This window comes from Georgenia thermotolerans (assembly GCF_009193185.1).
Lineage (GTDB): Bacteria > Actinomycetota > Actinomycetes > Actinomycetales > Actinomycetaceae > Georgenia > Georgenia thermotolerans.
Map to the genome: position 1 here is coordinate 44,269 of NZ_VUKF01000023.1, position 18,953 is coordinate 63,221.

Genomic DNA, 18,953 nt, shown 5'->3' on the forward strand with positions numbered 1-18,953 from the left:
GGTGGCTCCATGGCTGGGTGACTTGATGAATATATCAAGTCACCCATTGGGTCGGGCGGGGATCGGGCTCCGGCGGCGGGCTCCGCCCTGCTCGGGCGCGGGCCGCCCGCGGTGCCGCGCCCGCGTTCGCGGGCGAGAATCGAAGACGGCGCGGGTGCGACCGGCACCCGCTCGCCGGGAGAAGGGAGTTCCATGACCGAGGTCGAGGACGTCGAGCTGCTGGTGATCGGCGGGGGCAAGGCCGGCAAGTCGCTGGCGATGGACCGGGCCAAGGCCGGCTGGAAGGTAGCCATGGTGGAGCGGGACAAGATCGGCGGCACGTGCATCAACGTCGCCTGCATCCCGACGAAGTCGCTGGTGGCGTCGGCGCGCACGCTGGCCACCGCCCGCCGCGCGGGCGAGCTCGGCATCGAGGTCGACGGGGCGCCCGTGGCCACCCTGGAGGGGCTGCGCGCCCACAAGGAGGGCGTCGTCGGCGGCATGGTCGCCGCCCACGCGAAGATGTTCGCCGACTCGGGCATGGACTTCCTCATGGGCACCGCCCGCTTCGTCGGCGAGCGCACCGTGGAGGTCACCCTGAACGACGGCGGCACCCGGGTGCTGCGCGGGCGCGACGTCGTCATCAACACCGGCACCACGCCGGCGCACCCGGACATCCCCGGGCTGGCCGACGTCGACCCGTGGGACTCCGAGGCGATCCTGCGCATGGAGCGGATGCCGGAGTCCATCGTCATCCTCGGCGGCGGGTACGTCGGGTGCGAGTTCGCCTCCATGCTGGCCATCACCGGCGTGGCCGTCACGCTCGTCCAGGGGCGCGAGCAGCTGCTGCCCCGCGAGGACCGCGACGTCGCCGAGGCCGTCGCGGAGGTGCTGCGCGGCCAGGGCGTCGACGTGCGCCTGGGCGTGCGCGCCAGTGCCGTGCGGCGCGACGGCGCGGGCGCCGTCGTCGCGCTCTCCGACGGCACCGAGGTCACCGGCGCCGAGCTGCTCGTGGCCACCGGCCGGACGCCGGTGACCGCGGACCTCGATCTCGCGGCGACCGGCGTGGAGGTCACCGACCGCGGCTTCGTCGTCGTCGACGACCACCTGCGCACCACCGCCGACCACGTCTGGGCGGCCGGGGACGTCGCGGGCAGCCCGCAGTTCACCCACGCCTCCTGGAACGACTTCCGCATCCTCAAGGCGCTGCTCACCGGCGGCGAGGCGTCCACCGCGGGGCGGCTGGTGCCCTACACCGTGTTCACGACGCCGGAGCTCGCCCGGGTGGGCATGACCGAGGCGGAGGCGCGCGCCGCCGGCCGCGACGTCAAGGTGGCCCGGCTCGACGTCGCGGCGATCCCGCGCGCCAAGACCCTCCGCCTGGGCCAGGGCGTGTGGAAGGCGGTCGTCGACGGCGCCACGGACGAGATCCTCGGCGTCGCCCTGCTGGGGCACTCGGCCGGTGAGGTGGTCGCCGCGGTGCAGATGGCCATGCTGGGTCACCTCACCTATCAGCAGGTGCGCGACGCGGTGATCACCCACCCCACCATGGCCGAGGGGCTCAACCTGCTCTTCGACACCATCGCGGCCGAGGTCCCGGCCTGACCGGCGCCCCGCCGTCGGGCTGGCCCGACGCACCGCCGTCCGACTGGCCCGCCGCCCGCTGGCCCGCGCCTACTCGTCCAGCGGCGAGGCCCCGGGCGGCGGGGCCGGCGGCATCGTCGGCGGCGGGCTGGCCGGCGTCGTCGGCGGCGCGGCGGGCTGGGCCGGCGCGGCGGCCGGGGCACCGCTCTGGCGGTCCGCCGGATCGTGCTCGCGGCGTGAGAGCGCCAGGAAGGGCAGGCCGAGCAGCGAGATCGCGGCGCCGACGACGAAGGAGGGGCCGTAGCCCCACACGTCGGCCGCCCGGCCCAGCACCGGCTGGGCCCACACCCCGCCCGCGGAGCTGTTGAGGGAGTCGAAGGACAGGATGGTCGCCCGCTGCGCCGAGGGGATCATGCCGTTGAGGTAGGCCTGCCGGATGGGCAGCGCGGCGGCGTAGAGCAGCCCCCACACGACGATCACGGCAAGCACCGCCCAGAAGTTGGTGATGGTGCCCACCAGGACGAGGGTGGCGGCGCTGACGGCCGCCGCGATGAGCAGGGCGGAGGTGCGCCGGTGGAACCGGCGCCGCAGCCGCGGGGCGGAGAGCCCGCCGAGCATCTGCGACCCGGCGACGATGGCGGCGACCAGGCCGGCGATCGAGTAGGCCCGCGGGTCGCCCCACAGCTGCAGCAGGTACGGCTGGAGGGCGTAGAAGACGTAGATGCCCACGCCGCCGGTGAACAGCGCCTCGAGCATGAGCCAGCGCACCGGGGGCCGTCGCCACCCGTACCGGATGGACGCGGAGAGGACCCGGCGCACCTCGGCGGTGGCGGACTGCCCGCGCCGCGGCGTGAAGCCCAGGTCCCGCATGAGGCGGTAGGCCACCACGAACATCGCGACCAGCACCGCCCCGCGCAGCACGTAGGGCACCCCGAGGTTGGACGCCTGGGCGATGATGCCGCCGGCCACCGAGCCGACGAGCATCGCCGCCCCGGAGACGATCTGGCCGCGGCCGAAGACGGCCTCCATGTCGCCGGTGTAGCCGGTGGCCCCCAGCGCGTCGACCAGCCAGGCCTCCACCGCCCCGGAGAAGAACGTGAAGCCCAGCCCGATGAGCATCGAGACGACGGCCCACAGCCAGAACGCGGCCCCGAGGTACCACAGCAGCACGTACAGCAGCGTGGTCAGGGCCAGGGTGATCGTGCCGAGCAGGTAGGAGTAGCGCCGGCCGGCGGTGTCGGCGACGACGCCGGTGGGCACCTCGAAGACCACCATGCCGGCGGTGAAGAACGCGTTGGCGGTGAAGGCCTCGAGGTTCGACAGCCCGGCGTCGAGCAGGAAGATCGTGTTGATCCCCCAGATGAGCGACGCCGCGAGGGTGTTGCCCACCATGAGCACGAGGTAGATGCGCACGATCGACCGCGACGTCGCCATGGTGGGAACGTACGCCGCCGCCGGGGTCGGCGCTCAGACCCCTCCGGGGTACCCGTGCTGGCGCCAGGCCTCGTAGACGGCGATGGCCGCGGAGTTGGACAGGTTGAGCGAGCGGATGCCGGGGACCATGGGGATGCGCAGCCGGTCGGTCATCCGGGCGTCGGCCAGGACGTCGGCCGGCAGGCCGGTGGGCTCGGGCCCGAAGAGCAGGGCGTCGCCGGGCCGGTACGTGACGTCGGCGAAGCTGCGGGTGGCGTGCCCGGTGAAGGCGAAGACCCGGCCCGGCGCGACGGCGGCCAGGGCGGCGTCGAGGCCGGGGTGGACGACGACGTTGGCCAGGTCGTGGTAGTCCAGGCCGGCGCGACGCAGGTGCGCGTCGGACAGGTCGAAGCCGAGCGGTTCCACGAGGTGCAGGGTGGCGCCGGTGCAGGCGACCATCCGGATCGCGTTGCCGGTGTTCGGGGGGATGCGGGGCTCGTAGAAGATCACGTGGAACACGAGGGCCCATGCTCCCACGCGGCGCCGGCGGCGTTGACGACCAAGATCGCGTGAAGGCTGGCCCCGGCCCTGGTGCTCCCGCCATAGCCGACCTACCGTGGATATACCCGTAGGGGTATGCGTTGGTGGGGAGGTCGGACGGTGATGGGGAACTGGGCCTGGATGGGCGCGGGCTGGGCGTGGGGCTGGCTGTTCCTGCTCCTGCTGCTGGTGGGCCTCGCCCTGCTCATCGTGCTCGTGGTCCGGCTCGCCGGGGGCGGGGCGGGCCGGGGCGGCCCGGGCGGGCCGGACCCGGAGGAGGGGCGACGGCGCGCCCGCGCGATCCTCGACGAGCGGTACGCCCGCGGCGAGATCGACAGCGCGGAGTACGACGAGCGGCTGCGCCGCATCCAGGAGCGGTAGTGGAGCCGATCACCCGGCGTCAGGCGCTGCGGCTCGGGGTCCTCGGCGCGTTCGGGGTGGTCGTCGGCGGGGCGGGGCTGAGCCGGACCGGCCTGCCGTGGGCCCCGCGCGGCGGCACCGCAGCCCTGGGCGGGGCCGGCGGCCGCGGCCGGCTGGGCGAGCCGGAGGTGCTGCGCAGCGAGAACGGGGTGCTGCGCGTCGAGCTGGTCGCGGCTCAGCAGGAGCTCGAGGTCGCCGGGCGCCGCGCCCAGGTCCTGGCCTACGGCGCTCGGCTGCCGGGGCGCACCTGGCGGGTCTGGCCGGGCGACCGCATCGAGGTGCATCTGGTCAACCGTCTGTCGGAGCCGACCAACCTCCACACCCACGGCCTGCACGTCTCCCCGACGGGCAACGGGGACAACGCCCTGCTGAGCATCGCGCCGGGGGAGGCCTTCGACTACCGCTTCGACCTGCCCGCGGACCACCCGACCGGGGTGTTCTGGTACCACCCCCACCACCACGGTCACGTCGCCGACCAGGTGTTCGGCGGGCTGTACGGGACGATCCTGGTCGAGGGCGACGACGTCCCGGTCTCCCGTGACCGCGTGCTGGTCATCTCGGACATCTCCCTCGCCCCCGACGGGTCGGTCCGGCAGGTGGGGCCGGCGGCCCGGATGAGGGGCCGCGAGGGGGATCTCGTGCTCGTGAACGGCCAGCACCGCCCTGAGATCGCCGCGCGCCCCGGGGAGCGGGAGCGGTGGCGGGTGGTCAACGCCTGCACCTCGCGCTACCTGCGCCTGGCGGTGCCGGGCCAGCAGGTGCAGCTGATCGGCCTGGACGCCGGGCACGAGCCCGCCCCGCGCGACGTCGACGACGTCCTCCTCGCCCCCGGCAACCGCGCCGACCTGCTCGTCAGCATGCGCGCCGGCCGGACCGAGCTGCGCACCCTGGGCTACGACCGTGGCGCGGCGGCGATGGGCATGATGGCCGGCGCGCCCGGCCTGTCCGGGCCGCTCGCACTGGCCGGTGTCCGGGTCGAGGGGGACCCAGCAGTTGCTGCGGTGGCGGTGCCGCCGCGCCCGCCCGACGCCGACCTGCGCGGCCGGGCACCGGACGTCCGCCGGGAGATCGCCTTCACCATGGGCATGGGCGGCGGCATGGGCTTCGGTGGCGGCGGTGGGGGGCCCGACGGCGGCACCGGACCCGACGGCGGCGGCCCCGACGGCGGCACCGGACTCGACGGCGGCACCCAACCTGACGGTGTCGGCCCCGCCGGCAGGCTGGCCTTCGGCTTCGACGGGCGAGGCTTCGACCCCGAGCGCGTCGACCAGCAGGTGCGCCCCGGCGCGGTGGAGGAGTGGACGATCCGGAACCCCACCCCGATGGACCACCCCTTCCACCTGCACGTCTATCCCATGCAGCTCGTGGAGGAGAGCGGCGCGGCGCTCACGGCACCGGTGTGGCGGGACGTCGTCAACGTCCCGGCCCAGGGCCAGGTCGTGGTCCGGGTCGACTTCACCGCATTCACCGGCCGCACCGTCTACCACTGCCACATCCTCGACCACGAGGACGCCGGGATGATGGGCGTCGTCGACGTCCGGCCGGGCTAGCGGACCGGCACGGACGCCTCGCCGTCGGCGCCCCGGGGGCGGGCGGGCGTGGCAGCTGCGGGTGCGTGCCCGGCTGACCTTCCCTAGCGTCGACGGGGCATCCACCCGCCGCACCGGCACCGGCGCGGCGGTTCGACGTCTGAGGGAGGAGAACGATGAAGACCGCCGAGATGATGACGGCCTACCCCGCGGAGATCAATCTCGACCGCGAGCTGCTCGCCCGCGCCGTCGACGCCCTGGTCGCGTGCGCCCAGGCCTGTACCGCCTGCGCGGACGCCTGCCTGAGCGAGGAGATGGTCGCCGAGCTGCGCAAGTGCATCAGGACCGACCTCGACTGCGCCGACATCTGCGACACCACCGCCCGGGTGCTCTCGCGCCACACCGGCTACGACGCCAACATCACCCGCGCGCAGCTGCAGGCCTGCATCCAGGCGTGCGGGTCCTGCCGCCAGGAGTGCGCGGCCCACGCCCAGATGCACGAGCACTGCCGGGTCTGCGCGGAGGCGTGCCGCGCCTGCGAGCAGGCCTGCACCGAGCTCCTCGCCGCGATCGACTAAGCGGGCCTGTGCCTAGGCGAGCTGCAGGGTGGTCATGCAGGTAGCGCCGTCCTCGGTGGTGACGACGTCGGCCTCGCCGCTCAGCTCGCCGTAGGTGACCTCGACGGTGCCCTCGATCTCGCGAGGCAGCCAGAAGCCGACGAACCCGTTGTCGAAGGTGGTGGCCTGCTCGTCGACCAGCACCTCGCCCGTCGCGTCGTCGACGATGCGCACCTGCACATCCTCGCCGCCGAGCTCACCCAGGCAGGTCGTCAGGCTGTGGTAGAAGCAGTCGTGCGTCTGGTCGACGTACGGGGCGACCGACAGGTAGAAGCGATCCTCGGGGAGCGGGAGGGTGACCTCCCGCTGGTCGTCGGAGAGCACCAGCTCGCTGGGCCGGACGGAGGCCATGAGGTCTGTGGGCCGCTCCGCGACGTCCAGCTCGTCCAGGTGGTCGATGATGTCCGGGGCGTCCATGCCCGCGAGGTCGTGCGCGGCGAGGAAGTCCGCGTCCGTCGCCTCCGCCGTGGTCGCGGGGCTCGGTTCCGCCGCGGAGCAGCCGGCGAGGGCCAGGGTGAGGGCCGCGGCCGCGGCCACGAGGGGCAGTCGCTTCACGGGTCTTGTTCCTCTCATGACGGCGCCCGCGGCCGTGCGCGGACGGTCGTCCGCATGCGAGGGGCCGGGCAGGCATGTCCCCGCATCGTAAGCACGCCCACTCGTCCGGATCTGGGTCCTTTGTCTCGGTAGGGAGTGTCGCTCGTCGCGGCCCGCGCGGGACCCTAGTGCGGCAGCTTCTTGCGCAGTGCGCGCCGCTGCCGGCGCAACCGCCGACGTCCCGTACTCAGTGCGTCCGTGCCGCGCGCCGACACCTTCCCGACCTGCTTCCGCGCGCGAGCGCCCGACTTCGTCAGCGCGGCCGTCCCCTCCTGGACCGGGTGCCGCACGCTCCGCGGCAGCATGAGCCGGGCGCCGAGGGCCAAGAGTCGGCGCGCGAGGTGGAACAGCGGGATACCCAGCGGGAGGAGGATCACCGTCAGGCACAGCAGGACCGCGACGGCGGCCAGCAGCGACCCGACGATCCAGACGACGCCACCTGCGATTCTGCGCATCATCACCATCCCGTTACGCGGAGGCCGCGGCATTCTGCGCGGCCGCGCGAGCACGCTTCGTTGCGTTGAGGACCCGACAGGTCAGGAGCGTAGCCACTGGCAGCTCTCCGATGGTGGGCACGGGATCGGCGTACGCTGCCAGATGTCGGCGTCGGGTCCCGGCGCCGAGGACAAGGGAGTTCCAAGATGATCCTGGCGACGACGAAGTTCGAGGACCTGGACCGCTTCCTGAAGGTGTTCTCGACCAAGGGCGCTGCGAAGCGGCGGGAGCACGGATCCAAGGGCGCGACCGTCTTCCGCGATCCCATCGATGAGGACAGGGTCTGGGTGGTCTTCGACTGGGATGCGGAGGGCTGGCAGGACTTCGTCTCCGACCCGGACGTCCCGGGGATCTTCCAAGAGGCGGGGCATGTGGTCAAGCCCCAGCCGGCCCCGCTGGTCGGTCAGTACGACGCCTGACCCACCTGCCACCCGGGATCCCCGGACGGTCCGTGCCGGGAGGGTGACGGTGGTGGAACGCGCTGCCCGCCGGTCTCGGGGGCCTAGCGGTCGGCCACGAGACGAAATACCGGGAACTGCCCGGCGATCCGCTCGAACTGCTGCACGGGCGCGTGCCGGTCGACGGGGATGTGAGCCCGGGCCCCCGGGCGCGAGCGCCAGGTAACGCTTGAGAATTGGCGCGCGCAGTGCCGGGTCGACCTCCTCCAGGACGACGTCCTCCCGCCCGCCGTGGCGCAGCACCGCCCGGCCACCGGCGGTGCGCACGTTGCGCACCCAGTTCGTCTCGGCGCCGAGCATCGAGACGAGGTAGCGCTCTCCCTCGTACCGGGTGAGCACGAGCGGGAACGCCACCGGTTGGCCGCTGCGCCGCCCGCGCACCTCCAGGGTCACGCCGCGCCCGAAGGTCAGCACCCCCGCCGCGTACTGCGCCGCGGTGAGCCGGTTGAGCAGCTTGGCGAGCGGGCGCGGCCGGCCGCCGCTGTACAACCACCGGTCCAGCCTGTGCGACCAGGGCGTCCGCGGGCTGGTGCCGGACCGGCCGGACACCACCGCGTTACACCGCCCCGCCGGCCGCGGCGGGCGCGCCGGGGGAGACGCCGTGGTCGCCCACCTGCTCGCGGGCGACGTAGTTCTCCAGGTCGAAGAGGTTCGAGCCGGCCCGCTCGGCCACGGTGAGCAGCGTCGTCGCCGCGGCCACCTCCTCGACCTGCTCCTGGAGGAACCAGAGCATGAACTGCTCGCCCAGGGCGTCGTTCTCGGTCCGCGCCGCCCGGAAGATCGCCTCGATCTGCGCGGTGACCTGCTTCTCCTGCCGCAGCGCCAGGCGCAGCGGCTCGGTGACGTCGTCGAAGTCGGTGACCACCGGGGAGCCGGCCGGGATCTTGACCTCCAGGCTCCGGTCGATTATGTACTGCACGATCATCATCGCGTGGTTCCGCTCCTCCAGGGACTGGCGGTAGTAGTGGCGGGCCAGCTGGGGCAGGTCGTGGCTGTCGAACCACACGGCGATGGCGATGTACTGCTGGTGGGCGTCGAACTCGTGGCCCACCTGGTCGTGGAGCAGCCGCAGGAACTCGGACGTCGTCGTCTCGGTCATGCCGGCCACGCTAGCGGCGCCGGTCGGCGCGGTCGATGCCTCCCGGGGGAGCGGGCCACCGGACAGCTTGCGGCCAGCCTTCTGTCAGCCGGAGGCTCTTTCATGGTGGCTCCGAGGGAGGCGCGCATGCGGCTGGTCGTGGACATGACGAGGTGCCAGAGCTATGCCCAGTGCTGCTTCCTCGCGCCGGGCACCTTCCGGCTGCGCGGCCGGGAGGCCCTGGTGTACGACGGCGGGCCCGCCGACGCCGAGCGCGAGAAGGTGCTGCAGGCCGCCGAGGCCTGCCCGGTGCAGGCGATCCTCGTCGAGCGCACCGACGACGCCCACTACGGCGAGGCGACGCAGGGAAAGACGGCCCCGCACACCGCCCCCACCACCGGCGGCGGCGCGCCCGGCCCGGACCGCCCCGGCGGCCGCATCGTCATCGTCGGCGCCTCCCTGGCCGGGCTGCGGGCGGCCGAGGCGGTGCGGGCGGAGGGCTTCACCGGCCGGCTCACCCTCATCGGCGACGAGGCGGCCGAGCCCTACGACCGGCCACCCCTGTCCAAGGAGGTGCTGGAGGGGATGCCGGTCGAGCACACCGCCCTGCCGCGCCTGCGCGAGCTGGACGCGGAGTGGAAGCTCGGCACGCCCGCCACCGGCCTGGACCTCGCCGGCAAGCGGGTGCGCCTGGCGGGCGGTGAGGAGGTGGGCTTCGACCGGGTGCTCATCGCCACCGGCACCCGCGCACGCCCCTGGCCGGACCCGGCGGAGGCGGCCCTGGCCGGGGTGCTCACCCTGCGCACCCGCGAGGACGCCGCACTGCTGCGCGAGCGCCTCGCCGCCCGCCCCGGGCGGGTGCTCGTCATCGGCGGTGGGTTCACCGGCTCCGAGGTCGCCTCCGCCTGCCGCGAGCTCGGCCTGCCGGTGACGCTCGTGCAGCGCGGGCCGGTGCCCCTCTACGCCGCCCTCGGCGCGGCGATCGGGGCCGTCATGGGCGAGATCCAGCGCGACCACGGCGTCGACCTGCGCACCGGCGTCACGGTGGCCGCGCTGGAGGGGGAGGACGGGTGCCTGCGCCGGGCCCGGCTCTCCGACGGCAGCGTCGTCGAGGCCGACGTCGCCGTGGTGGCGCTCGGCGCCGTCCGGAACGTGGAGTGGCTGCACGGCTCGGGGCTGGCCGCCGGCGCCTGGGGCGTGGCCTGCGACGCCGGCTGCCGGGCCTTCGACCTCAACGGGCTGGTGACCGACGACGTCTTCGTCGCCGGCGACGTCGCGCGCTTCCCCCACCCGATGTTCGGCTTCGAGTTCCTCGCGCTCGAGCACTGGGGCAACGCCGTCGCCCAGGCCCAGATCGCCGGGCACAACATGGTGGCCGGGCAGGCCCGCCGCTGGCCGCACCTGTCGGTGCCGCTGTTCTGGTCCACCCAGTTCGGCCATGCCGTCCGCTCCGCCGGGGTGGCCACCATCGCCGACGAGGTCGTCATCACCCAGGGCTCGGTGGAGGACCGGGCGTTCGTCGCGGCCTACGGCCGCCGCGGCCGCCTCGTCGCCGCGGTCACGGTGGACCAGTCGAAGTGGCTCGACCACTACCAGCGCCTCATCGCCGACGGCGCCCCCTTCCCGCCGCGCGACGCCGCCGACCAGCCCGACGGCCTGCGCCCGGTCCCGGCCCGGATGCCCCCGCCGGTCGTGCCCTGGCGGGCCACCGAGGACGCCACGCTCGCCGTGACCGGGCACGAGCCCAGCCAGTGGCAGGCGGTGTGGCGCCCGCGCACCCCGGCGACACCGCCGCCGATCGAGGCACAGGAGCCCGCGCCATGACCGACCTCATGCAGCGGATGGTCGACTACGCCAACCGTCCCAACCCGTACCCGCTCTACGAGGAGCTGCGCCGCACCCCCGTCGTCCGCCAGGAGGACGGCACCTACCTCGTGGGCACCTACCGCGAGATCGTCCAGCTGCTGCACGACCCGCGGCTGAGCTCGGACGTGCGCAACCGCGCCGACGCCCCGCCCGCCTCCGAGGAGGGCGACGGCATGCCGCTGAGCTTCATCCTGCTCGACCCGCCGGAGCACGACCTGCTCCGCCGGCTCGCGACCCGCCACTTCGGGCCGCCCCACCGGCCCGCCTTCCTCGACGGCATGCGCGCGGACATGGCGCGCATCGTCCGCGAGCGGATCGAAACCTTCGCCGGCCGGGAGGAGGTCGACGTCGTCGACGACCTTGCCTACCCGTTCCCGGTGACGGTCATCTGCGACGTGCTGGGCGTTCCGCACGAGGACGAGCCGCTCTTCCACGAGTGGGCGGAGGGCATCATCCAGCCGGGCGAGGCGACCGGCCCGGAGGACCTCGAGGCGCGGCGGGGGCGGGCCGAGCAGGCGATCGCCGACGCGCGGGAGTACTTCGCCGGGCTGGCCGAGGAGCGCGCCCGGGCGCCGCGCGACGACATGCTCTCCGGGCTGGTGACCGACGACGGCCCCGAGGGGCGGATGTCGCGCGACGAGGTGCTGAGCACCGCCGTCCTCCTGCTCGTCGCCGGGCACGAGACGACGGTCAACATGATCACCAACGGCACGCTGGCGCTGTTGCGTCACCCGGAGGTCCTCGAGCGGCTGCGCCGGGAGCCGGGGCTGATCGCCCGCGTCTTCGAGGAGCTCATCCGCTACGACACCCCGGTGCAGTTCGTGCCCTTCCGCACCACCGTCGCCGACGTCGAGGTGGCGGGCACGACCATCCCCAAGAGCGCGGCGGTCACCCTGGTGCTCGGCTCCGGCAACCGCGACCCCGCCGCCTTCCGGGAGCCCGACCGCTTCGACCCGGACCGGCCCGAGCGCGAGCACCTCGGCTTCGGCGGCGGGATCCACTACTGCTTCGGCGCCCCCCTGGCCCGCATGGAGACCCAGCTGGCGCTGGGCGAGCTGGTCCGCCGGCTCGAGAACCCCCGCCTCGTCACCGACACCCCGCCCTACCGGCGCAACGCGTTCCTGCGCGGGCCGCGGCACCTGCAGGTCGCCTTCGACGGCGTGCGGGACTGAGCGGGCGACGCCGCCGGGGCAGTCCGGACGACGCCGCCGGGGCGGTCGCGGGCCTACGCCACCTCGAGCCCGAGGCCCTCGACGACCTCCGCGCCCGGCAGCGCGGCGAGCACCTCGCCGGGCAGGAGCAGCTTGGAACCGCGGATGCCGGAGCCGACGATCGCGTACCCGTGCTCGACCCGCGGGTCGAGCAGCAGGCGCCACGCGTCCGGGACGCCGACCGGGGTGATGCCGCCGTACTCCATGCCCGAGGCGGCCACGGCCTGCTCGGTGGGCCAGAACGAGGCCTTGCGCACGTCGAGCAGCCGGCGCACGACGTTGTTGACGTCCGCCCGGGTGGTGGCCCGCACGACGCAGGCCGCCACCCGCTCCTCGCCCGCGCGCTTGCCGGCCACGAGCACGCAGTTGGCCGAGGCCTCCGGCGGCAGCCGGTAGGCCTCCGTCATGGCCGCGGTGTCGGCCAGGTCGGGGTCGATCTCGGCCACCAGCACCTGGGCGCCGAGGTCCGGGTGCCGGTCGGCGAGCGTGGCCAGCGCCAGGCGCACGGGCTCGGCCAGCAGCTCGGGACGGGAGAGGGCCGGCACCCACACCAGCGTCCCGAAGGCGACGGCGCCGGGCTCGCCGAGCACCGCCGTCGGCTCGGCGGGGACCTCCTGCTCGGCCGGGGCGTCCTGCGGTGCCGCGGTGCCCTGCGGCGCAGGCGCGCCGGAGGGGGCCGCTCCCGGCGTGGTCGGCGTCTCCGCCGTCATGCGTGCTCCTCCGAGGGGTCAGTTCTTGAACGTCGCCACGAGCACGGCCCGCGCGATCGTGTGCTGCAGCAGGTACATCGAGGCCTTGGCCAGCGATGCGTCCTCGTCCAGCTCGAGCGTCTCGGTGTCGAGCGCGTGCACGGCGAAGTAGTAGCGGTGCTCGCGGTCCCCGGGCGGCGGGGCGGCGCCGGTGTAGGAGTGCTCGCCGTCGTCGTTGCGCAGGTGCATGCCCGCACCGGGAAGCATGAGGTCCGACTGGCCCGCGCCCTGCTCCAGCTCGGTGATGTCCGTGCCGAGGTCGAGCACCGCCCAGTGCCACCAGCCCGACGGCGTGGGGGCGTCCGGGTCGAAGCAGGTCACCGCGAACCCGCGCGTCTCCTCCGGGAAGCCCGACCAGGCCAGCTGCGGGGAGACGTTGCCGCCGGCGGCGCTGTGCGTCGCGGCCATCGGCCGGCCGTCGGTGACGTCGGCGGACGTCACCGTGAAGGACGGGACGGCGGGAAGCTTCTCGTAAGGGTCCTGCGCCAGCGGTCGGTCAAGCCTCATGGAGTCCTCCGTGCTCGTTGGGTCGAGGCGCCGCCCGCGGCGCCCCTCGGGCCCCAACTTAGGACATCCTTGCTGACGGCGCGGGGCGGGCGGCGCGGTGTGGCGGCGAGATGCCGGACGGCGGCCGCACCCCTGAGGCACCCGCATCCCGATGCGGCCCTCACCCCTGCGGAGGGAGCCGCACGGCCCCGCGCCCTGCCAGCATCGAGACCGTCACCGACGACGGGAGCGGGGCGTGAGCGACGACGGGAGCCGCTGGACCACCGGGACGGTGACGGTGGACCGCCGCACTGTCTTCTACCGGCGCAGCGTCGGCGGCGAGGACGGCGTGCCCATCGTCCACCTGCACGGGTTCGCCATCTCCGGGGCCTACCTCATGCCGACGGCGCGCCGTCTCGCCGCCCACCGGACCAACGTGGTGCCGGACCTTCCCGGCTACGGCCGCAGCGAGCACCCCGGGCGCGCGCTGGGGATCCCGGCCCTGGCCGACGCCCTGCTGGTGATCCTCGACGCCCTGGGGCTCGGCGAGGTGGTCCTCGTGGGCAACTCCATGGGCTGCCCGGTCGGCCTCGAGGTCGCGCACATGGCCCCCGAGCGGGTGCAGCGCCTCGTCCTGGTCTCGCCCGCGGGCGGCGTGCAGAACCAGCCGATGGCGAGAGCGCTGGCGCAGCTCGCCCGGGACATCGCCCGGGAGAGCCCGCGGATGGCCCCCGTGGCGCTCCCGGACTACGTGCGCTTCGGCCCGCTGAACGCCCTGCACCTGTTCAGCGAGCTCACGCGGTTCCCCTCGCTCGAGCGGCTGCTGCGCGCGCCCGTGCCCGCGCTGGCCGTGCTCGGCACCCGGGACCCGCTCATGCCGCCGCCGCACCGGGTGCGGGAGGTGGGACGGCTGGCGCCGGAGCACGTGACGGTCGTGGTGATCGAGGGCGCCGCCCACGCCATGAACTTCAGCCACCCCGGCGAGCTGGCGCACGTCATCTCCTCCTGGCTCGAGGGCCGGGAGATCACCGACGACCCGGACGAGCCGGGGCACGCCCGCGTGCTGGAGATCGACCGAGGCTGACGCCGGAGCGCGGGCGTGCCGGCCCGCGACGGCGCCAGAGTTGACGCCTCGCGACCAACTTGACGTCTCGCGACCAAGTTGACGTCTCGCGACGGGGAGGGGCTCGCGGGCCGCGGGGACCTACGTCCCCGGAATCGCCCGGCCGCCGGGCTTACAAAGGAACGAAGTACCTCGTCGAGGAGGTCCCGTGTTCCAGGTCCGCATCCACGGGCGCGGCGGGCAAGGTGTGGTGACGGCCGCCGAGCTGCTGGCCGACGCCGCGTTCCGCCAGGGCCGCCACGCCCAGGCCTTCCCGAGCTTCGGCTCCGAGCGCACGGGCGCGCCGGTGGTGTCCTACTGCCGCATCGCCGACGGGCCCATCCGGGTGCGTGAGCCAGTGCTCGCCCCCGACGCCCTCATCGTCCAGGACGCCACCCTGCTGCGCGGCATCGACGTCTTCGACGGCCTCGCCCCGGACGGCTACGTGCTGCTCAACACCCGCCGCACCTTCGCCGACATGGGCGTCGCCGACAGGGTCGCCGCCCTGCCCGCCGGGCACGCCGTCACCGTGGCGGCCACCGACCTCGCGCTCGAGCACCTCGGCCGGCCGCTGCCCAACGCCGTCCTGCTCGGCGCCTTCGCCGCGCTGTACCCCGGGCTCGACCTCGACGCCGTGCTCGCGGCGCTGCGGACCCGGTTCCCCGGCGCCGTGGGGGAGCGCAACGTCACCGCCGCCCGCGCCGCCCACGACGCCGTCGCGGCGCAGGCGGAGACGCCCGCGCCCGACGCCGCGGCCCCGAAGGAGGCCACCCGTGCGTAAGCAGATCGAGGGCTCGAAGGCCGTGGCCCGCGCCGTCGCGGCGTGCCGCCCCCACGTCATCTGCGCCTACCCCATCTCCCCGCAGACGCACATCGTCGAGGAGCTCTCCCGCCTGGTGAAGGCCGAGGAGCTCGCCGCGGAGTACATCAACGTCGAGTCCGAGTTCGCCGCCATGTCCGTGGCGATCGGCGCCTCGGCCACCGGGGCCCGCACCTACACCGCCACCGCCAGCCAGGGCCTGCTGTACATGGTCGAGCCCCTGTACAACGCCGCCGGGATGCGCCTGCCCATCGTCATGACCGTGGCCAACCGCGCCATCGGCGCCCCCATCAACATCTGGAACGACCACTCCGACGCGATGAGCCAGCGCGACTCGGGCTGGCTCCAGCTCTACGCCGAGGACAACCAGGAGGCGGCGGACCTGCACGTGCAGGCCTTCCGCATCGCCGAGGAGCTCTCCGTCCCGGTCATGGTCTGCATGGACGGCTTCGTCCTCACCCACGCCGTCGAGGAGGTCGACGTCCCTGACCCCGCCGCGGTCGAGGCCTTCCTCCCGCCCTTCGTCCCGGCCCAGCGCCTGGACCCGCAGGACCCGGTGACCATCGGCGCGATGGTCGGCCCCGAGGCCTTCACCGAGGTGCGCTACCTCGCCCACCAGGTCCAGTTCGACGCCGTCGAGGTCGTCGACCGCGTCGCCGCCGAGTTCCGCGCCGCCTTCGGCCGGGACACCGGCGGCCTGGTGCGCCCCTACCGCACCGAGGACGCCGAGACCGTGGTCGTCGCCCTGGGCTCGGTGCTCGGCACGCTCAAGGACGTCGTCGACGCCCGCCGCGCGGCCGGCGAGCCCGTCGGCGTCCTGGGGATCACCTCCTTCCGGCCCTTCCCCTACGCCGCGGTCCGCGCGGCCCTCGCCGGCGCCCGCCGGGTCGTCGTCGTCGAGCGGGCCTTCGCCGTCGGGGTCGGCGGCATCGTGACCCAGGACGTGCGCACCGCCGTCGGCGCCGCCCTGCCGGTGGGCACCGTCGTCGCCGGCCTGGGCGGGCGCCCGATCACCCAGGCCGCCCTGGCCGGGATGCTCGACGACGTCGCCGCGGGCCGGCTCGCCCCGCTGACCTTCCTCGACCTCCAGAGGCCCGTCGTGGACCGGGAGATCGCCCGCGACCGCGAGCAGCGCGCCGCCCGCCGCGGCGCCCACCTCCAGGAGGCATGATGACCACCACGCCGGTGCGCTTCTACCAGGTGGGCAGCTTCGCCGTCGGCAACCGGCTGCTCGGGCCGGACCAGGCCAGCGTCCAGTCCCGGCCGGACCGCACCAACGCCCTGACCTCCGGCCACCGCGCCTGCCAGGGCTGCGGGGAGGCCCTCGGCGCCCGCTACGTCCTCGACGCCGCCATGGCCGCCACCGCCGGGGACATGGTGACCGTCAACGCCACCGGCTGCCTGGAGGTCTTCTCCACCCCCTACCCGGAGAGCTCCTGGCGGGTGGCCTGGCTGCACTCCCTGTTCGGCAACGCCCCCGCGGTGGCCACCGGCGTCGCCGCGGCCCTGCGGGCCACCGGCCGGGAGCAGACCCGCGTCGTCGCCCAGGGCGGCGACGGCGGCACCGTGGACATCGGGTTCGCCTGCCTGTCGGGGATGTTCGAGCGCAACGACGACGTCCTGTACGTCTGCTACGACAACGAGGCCTACATGAACACCGGCGTGCAGCGCTCCGGCGCCACCCCGCCGGCCGCGCGCACCGCCACCACCCAGGCCGTCGGCCCCCACCCGGGCAACGTCTTCGGGCAGGGCAAGGATGTCCCGCGCATCGCGATGGCCCACGAGATCCCCTACGTGGCCACCGCCACCGTGGCGGACCTGCGCGACCTGGAGGCCAAGATCGCCAAGGCCATGACCTTCCACGGCGCCCGGTACATCCACGTGTTCGTCCCCTGCCCGCTCGGGTGGGGCGCGGCCTCGAGCCACACCGTGCGCCTGGCCCGGCTCGTCATCGAGTCCGGCCTCTTCCCCGTCTTCGAGGCCGAGCACGGCGAGGTCACCGCGGTGCGGCGGATCCGGCGCCAGGTGCCGGTGGAGGAGTACCTGCGCCTGCAGGGCCGCTACGCCCACCTCTTCCGGCCCACCCGCGACGAGGAGACCCTCGCCCGGCTCCAGGCGCTCGCGGACCGCAACATCCGCCGCTACGGGCTGCTCGGCGCGGCCGCCGTGCCCGAGCCCGCCCGCGGCGAGCCGGTGCTCACCGGCCCCGCCCCGCACCTGGAGTACCCCGCCGCCCCGAGCGACGACCACGCGCCGTCGACCTCCGCCGGGCCCGGGCTGGACGTGCACGAGCGCCCGGCCCCGACGCCCCGCGCGTCGCTGAGTCAGGAGACCTGAGATGGACAAGCCGTTCGCGATCAGCCTGGACGTCGGCTCCTCGCTGGCCAACCGCACCGGCGCCTGGCGGGTGGAGCGGCCCGTGTACCGGGACTTCCTGCCGCCGTGCAACAAGGCCTGCCCGGCCGGGGAGAACGTCCAGCGGTGGCTCTACGACGCCGAGGACGGCCACTACGAGCGGGCCTGGCGCACCCTGGTGGCCGACAACCCCTTCCCGGCCGTCATGGGCCGGGTGTGCTACCACCCGTGCCAGACCGCCTGCAACCGCGGCCAGCTCGACGAGGCGGTGGGCATCAACGCCGTCGAGCGCTTCCTCGGGGACGAGGCGCTGCGCCAGGGCTGGACCGTGCCGGTCACCGCCGCGCCCACCGGCCGGCGGGTGCTGGTCGTCGGTGCCGGGCCCACCGGCCTGTCCGCCGCCTACCACCTGCGCCTGCTCGGCCACGACGTCACCGTCCGCGACGCCGCGGACAGGCCCGGCGGGATGATGCGCTACGGCATCCCCGCCTACCGCCTGCCCCGGGAGGTCCTCGACGGCGAGATCGCCCGCATCGTCGCGATGGGGGTGCGCCTCGAGCTCGGCACCCGGGTGGGCAGCGTGGAGCCCGAGCTCGCCGAGGGCCGCTTCGACGCCGTCCTCGTGGCCGTCGGCGCCCAGCTCGGCAAGCGCGCCTACGTGCCCGCGGGGGAGGCCGCCCGCATCCTCGACGCCGTCCAGGTGCTCCACGACGTCGCGGACGCCGACGCCCCGCGGCTGGGCCGCCGCGTCGTCGTCTACGGCGGCGGCAACACCGCCCTGGACGCCGCCCGCACCGCCCGGCGGCTGGGGGCGGAGGAGGCCATCGTCGTCTACCGGCGCACCCGCGACCGCATGCCCGCCCACGACTCCGAGGTCACCGAGGCGCTCGAGGAGGGCGTGCAGATGCGGTGGCTGTCGACCATCAGCCACGCCGACGCCGGCCGGATCACCATCGAGAAGATGGAGCTCGACGAGACCGGCTTCCCGCGCGGCACCGGCGAGCTCGAGGACCTCGACGCCGACAGCGTGGTCCTCGCGCTGGGGCAGGAGTCCGACCTCTCCCTCGTCGAGGGGGTGCCCGGCCTCGTCGTCGCCGACGGCGTGGTGCAGGTCGACGAGCACCTCATGACCGGCCGCCCGGGCCTGTTCGCCGGCGGGGACGCGGTGCCCTCCGAGCGCACCGTCACCGTCGGCGTGGGCCACGGCAAGCGGGCCGCCCGGCACATCGACGCCTACCTGCGCGGGATCGCCGCACCGGACGCGCCCCCGGCGCCCGACGCCGAGTTCGGCGCCCTCAACACCTGGTACTACGCCGACGCCCCGCACCAGGTGCGCCCGCGCCTGGAGGGCCCGCGCCGCGCCGGCACCTTCGACGAGGTGGTCCAGGGGCTGACCGCCGAGACCGCGCTGTTCGAGGCGCGCCGGTGCATGTCCTGCGGCAACTGCTTCGGCTGCGACAACTGCTTCGGGGTCTGCCCGGACAACGCGATCAAGAAGCTGCCCGACGGCACCTACGCCGTCGACTACGACTACTGCAAGGGCTGCGGCCTCTGCGTGGAGGAGTGCCCCTGCGGGGCGATCGAGATGGTGCCCGAGGAGGGCTGAGACTGCTGGTGACCCCGCTCCGCCGGACGTACCGTTTCCGTAGCGACGCGT

19 protein-coding genes are annotated in these 18,953 nt (G+C 74.5%); 12 read left to right on the plus strand and 7 right to left on the minus strand.

Features of this window, described 5'->3' with window-relative positions:
• The first annotated feature begins 192 nt into the window (after nucleotides 1-192).
• Nucleotides 193-1,584 carry a dihydrolipoyl dehydrogenase family protein gene (locus tag GD970_RS12175; RefSeq protein WP_152203166.1) on the plus strand — a complete coding sequence of 464 codons (1,392 nt, stop codon included), beginning with the start codon at nucleotides 193-195 and terminating at the stop codon, nucleotides 1,582-1,584.
• Nucleotides 1,585-1,653: 69 nt separating this feature from the next.
• Here GD970_RS12175 and GD970_RS12180 read toward each other — a convergent pair whose 3' ends face one another.
• Complete coding sequence (locus tag GD970_RS12180) at nucleotides 1,654-2,997, minus strand: MFS transporter (protein ID WP_152203167.1); 1,344 nt, start codon at nucleotides 2,995-2,997, stop codon at nucleotides 1,654-1,656.
• 33 nt (nucleotides 2,998-3,030) lie between these two features.
• A complete protein-coding gene (locus GD970_RS12185) occupies nucleotides 3,031-3,495 on the minus strand; it encodes a tRNA (cytidine(34)-2'-O)-methyltransferase (RefSeq protein ID WP_152203168.1) in 465 nt (154 codons plus the stop codon).
• Nucleotides 3,496-3,639: 144 nt separating this feature from the next.
• Between GD970_RS12185 and GD970_RS12190 the strand changes: the two genes are divergently transcribed.
• The 3 genes from GD970_RS12190 (at nucleotide 3,640) to GD970_RS12200 (ending at nucleotide 6,043) form a co-directional block, all read left to right on the plus strand.
• Nucleotides 3,640-3,897, plus strand: a complete 258-nt coding sequence (locus tag GD970_RS12190) for an SHOCT domain-containing protein (protein ID WP_226925318.1) — start codon at nucleotides 3,640-3,642, stop codon at nucleotides 3,895-3,897.
• A complete protein-coding gene (locus tag GD970_RS12195; protein WP_152203169.1) occupies nucleotides 3,897-5,486 on the plus strand; it encodes a multicopper oxidase family protein in 1,590 nt (529 codons plus the stop codon). Before GD970_RS12190 ends, GD970_RS12195 begins: the two co-directional genes overlap by 1 nt.
• Nucleotides 5,487-5,641: 155 nt before the next feature.
• Nucleotides 5,642-6,043, plus strand: coding sequence for a four-helix bundle copper-binding protein (locus GD970_RS12200; protein ID WP_152203170.1), 402 nt, complete (start codon nucleotides 5,642-5,644; stop codon nucleotides 6,041-6,043).
• Nucleotides 6,044-6,055: 12 nt separating this feature from the next.
• Here the strand turns inward: GD970_RS12200 and GD970_RS12205 are convergent, their stop codons facing one another.
• Together GD970_RS12205 and GD970_RS12210 are read right to left on the minus strand one after the other, a co-directional pair.
• Nucleotides 6,056-6,637: a CueP family metal-binding protein gene (locus GD970_RS12205; RefSeq protein ID WP_152203171.1), complete on the minus strand. Its 582-nt coding sequence runs from the start codon at nucleotides 6,635-6,637 to the stop codon at nucleotides 6,056-6,058.
• A gap of 164 nt (nucleotides 6,638-6,801) precedes the next feature.
• Nucleotides 6,802-7,131, minus strand: coding sequence for a hypothetical protein (locus tag GD970_RS12210; protein WP_170297283.1), 330 nt, complete (start codon nucleotides 7,129-7,131; stop codon nucleotides 6,802-6,804).
• A 186-nt stretch (nucleotides 7,132-7,317) separates the two neighbouring features.
• Between GD970_RS12210 and GD970_RS12215 the strand changes: the two genes are divergently transcribed.
• A complete protein-coding gene (locus tag GD970_RS12215; protein ID WP_152203173.1) occupies nucleotides 7,318-7,590 on the plus strand; it encodes a hypothetical protein in 273 nt (90 codons plus the stop codon).
• A gap of 595 nt (nucleotides 7,591-8,185) precedes the next feature.
• Here GD970_RS12215 and GD970_RS12225 read toward each other — a convergent pair.
• Nucleotides 8,186-8,728 carry a ferritin gene (locus GD970_RS12225; RefSeq protein WP_152203174.1) on the minus strand — a complete coding sequence of 181 codons (543 nt, stop codon included), beginning with the start codon at nucleotides 8,726-8,728 and terminating at the stop codon, nucleotides 8,186-8,188.
• A 126-nt stretch (nucleotides 8,729-8,854) separates the two neighbouring features.
• Here GD970_RS12225 and GD970_RS12230 point away from each other — a divergent pair, with 126 nt between their 5' ends.
• The gene (locus GD970_RS12230) at nucleotides 8,855-10,531 is read left to right on the plus strand and encodes an FAD-dependent oxidoreductase (RefSeq protein ID WP_152203175.1); all 1,677 of its coding nucleotides are present in this window, start codon (nucleotides 8,855-8,857) and stop codon (nucleotides 10,529-10,531) included.
• A complete protein-coding gene (locus tag GD970_RS12235) occupies nucleotides 10,528-11,745 on the plus strand; it encodes a cytochrome P450 (protein ID WP_152203176.1) in 1,218 nt (405 codons plus the stop codon). The genes GD970_RS12230 and GD970_RS12235 overlap by 4 nt, the downstream gene beginning before the upstream one ends.
• A 53-nt stretch (nucleotides 11,746-11,798) precedes the next feature.
• On the opposite strand, the gene GD970_RS12240 is transcribed toward GD970_RS12235, so the two are convergent.
• A complete protein-coding gene (locus GD970_RS12240) occupies nucleotides 11,799-12,494 on the minus strand; it encodes a YbaK/EbsC family protein (RefSeq protein ID WP_152203177.1) in 696 nt (231 codons plus the stop codon).
• A gap of 18 nt (nucleotides 12,495-12,512) precedes the next feature.
• Nucleotides 12,513-13,040 carry a YbhB/YbcL family Raf kinase inhibitor-like protein gene (locus GD970_RS12245; protein ID WP_152203178.1) on the minus strand — a complete coding sequence of 176 codons (528 nt, stop codon included), beginning with the start codon at nucleotides 13,038-13,040 and terminating at the stop codon, nucleotides 12,513-12,515.
• A gap of 235 nt (nucleotides 13,041-13,275) precedes the next feature.
• On the opposite strand from GD970_RS12245, the gene GD970_RS12250 reads away from it, so the two are divergent.
• The 5 genes from GD970_RS12250 to GD970_RS12270 all read left to right on the plus strand — a co-directional run bounded on the left by GD970_RS12250 (nucleotide 13,276) and on the right by GD970_RS12270 (nucleotide 18,902).
• Nucleotides 13,276-14,103, plus strand: a complete 828-nt coding sequence (locus tag GD970_RS12250; RefSeq protein WP_226925314.1) for an alpha/beta fold hydrolase — start codon at nucleotides 13,276-13,278, stop codon at nucleotides 14,101-14,103.
• Between the two features lie 187 nt (nucleotides 14,104-14,290).
• Nucleotides 14,291-14,902, plus strand: coding sequence for a 2-oxoacid:acceptor oxidoreductase family protein (locus GD970_RS12255; protein WP_152203180.1), 612 nt, complete (start codon nucleotides 14,291-14,293; stop codon nucleotides 14,900-14,902).
• Nucleotides 14,895-16,112 carry a pyruvate ferredoxin oxidoreductase gene (gene porA / locus GD970_RS12260; protein WP_152203181.1) on the plus strand — a complete coding sequence of 406 codons (1,218 nt, stop codon included), beginning with the start codon at nucleotides 14,895-14,897 and terminating at the stop codon, nucleotides 16,110-16,112. Before GD970_RS12255 ends, porA begins: the two co-directional genes overlap by 8 nt.
• Nucleotides 16,112-17,278, plus strand: coding sequence for a thiamine pyrophosphate-dependent enzyme (locus tag GD970_RS12265; protein WP_152203182.1), 1,167 nt, complete (start codon nucleotides 16,112-16,114; stop codon nucleotides 17,276-17,278). The genes porA and GD970_RS12265 overlap by 1 nt, the downstream gene beginning before the upstream one ends.
• A gap of 1 nt (nucleotide 17,279) precedes the next feature.
• Nucleotides 17,280-18,902, plus strand: a complete 1,623-nt coding sequence (locus GD970_RS12270; RefSeq protein WP_152203183.1) for an NAD(P)-binding protein — start codon at nucleotides 17,280-17,282, stop codon at nucleotides 18,900-18,902.
• Nucleotides 18,903-18,953: the final 51 nt, after the last annotated feature.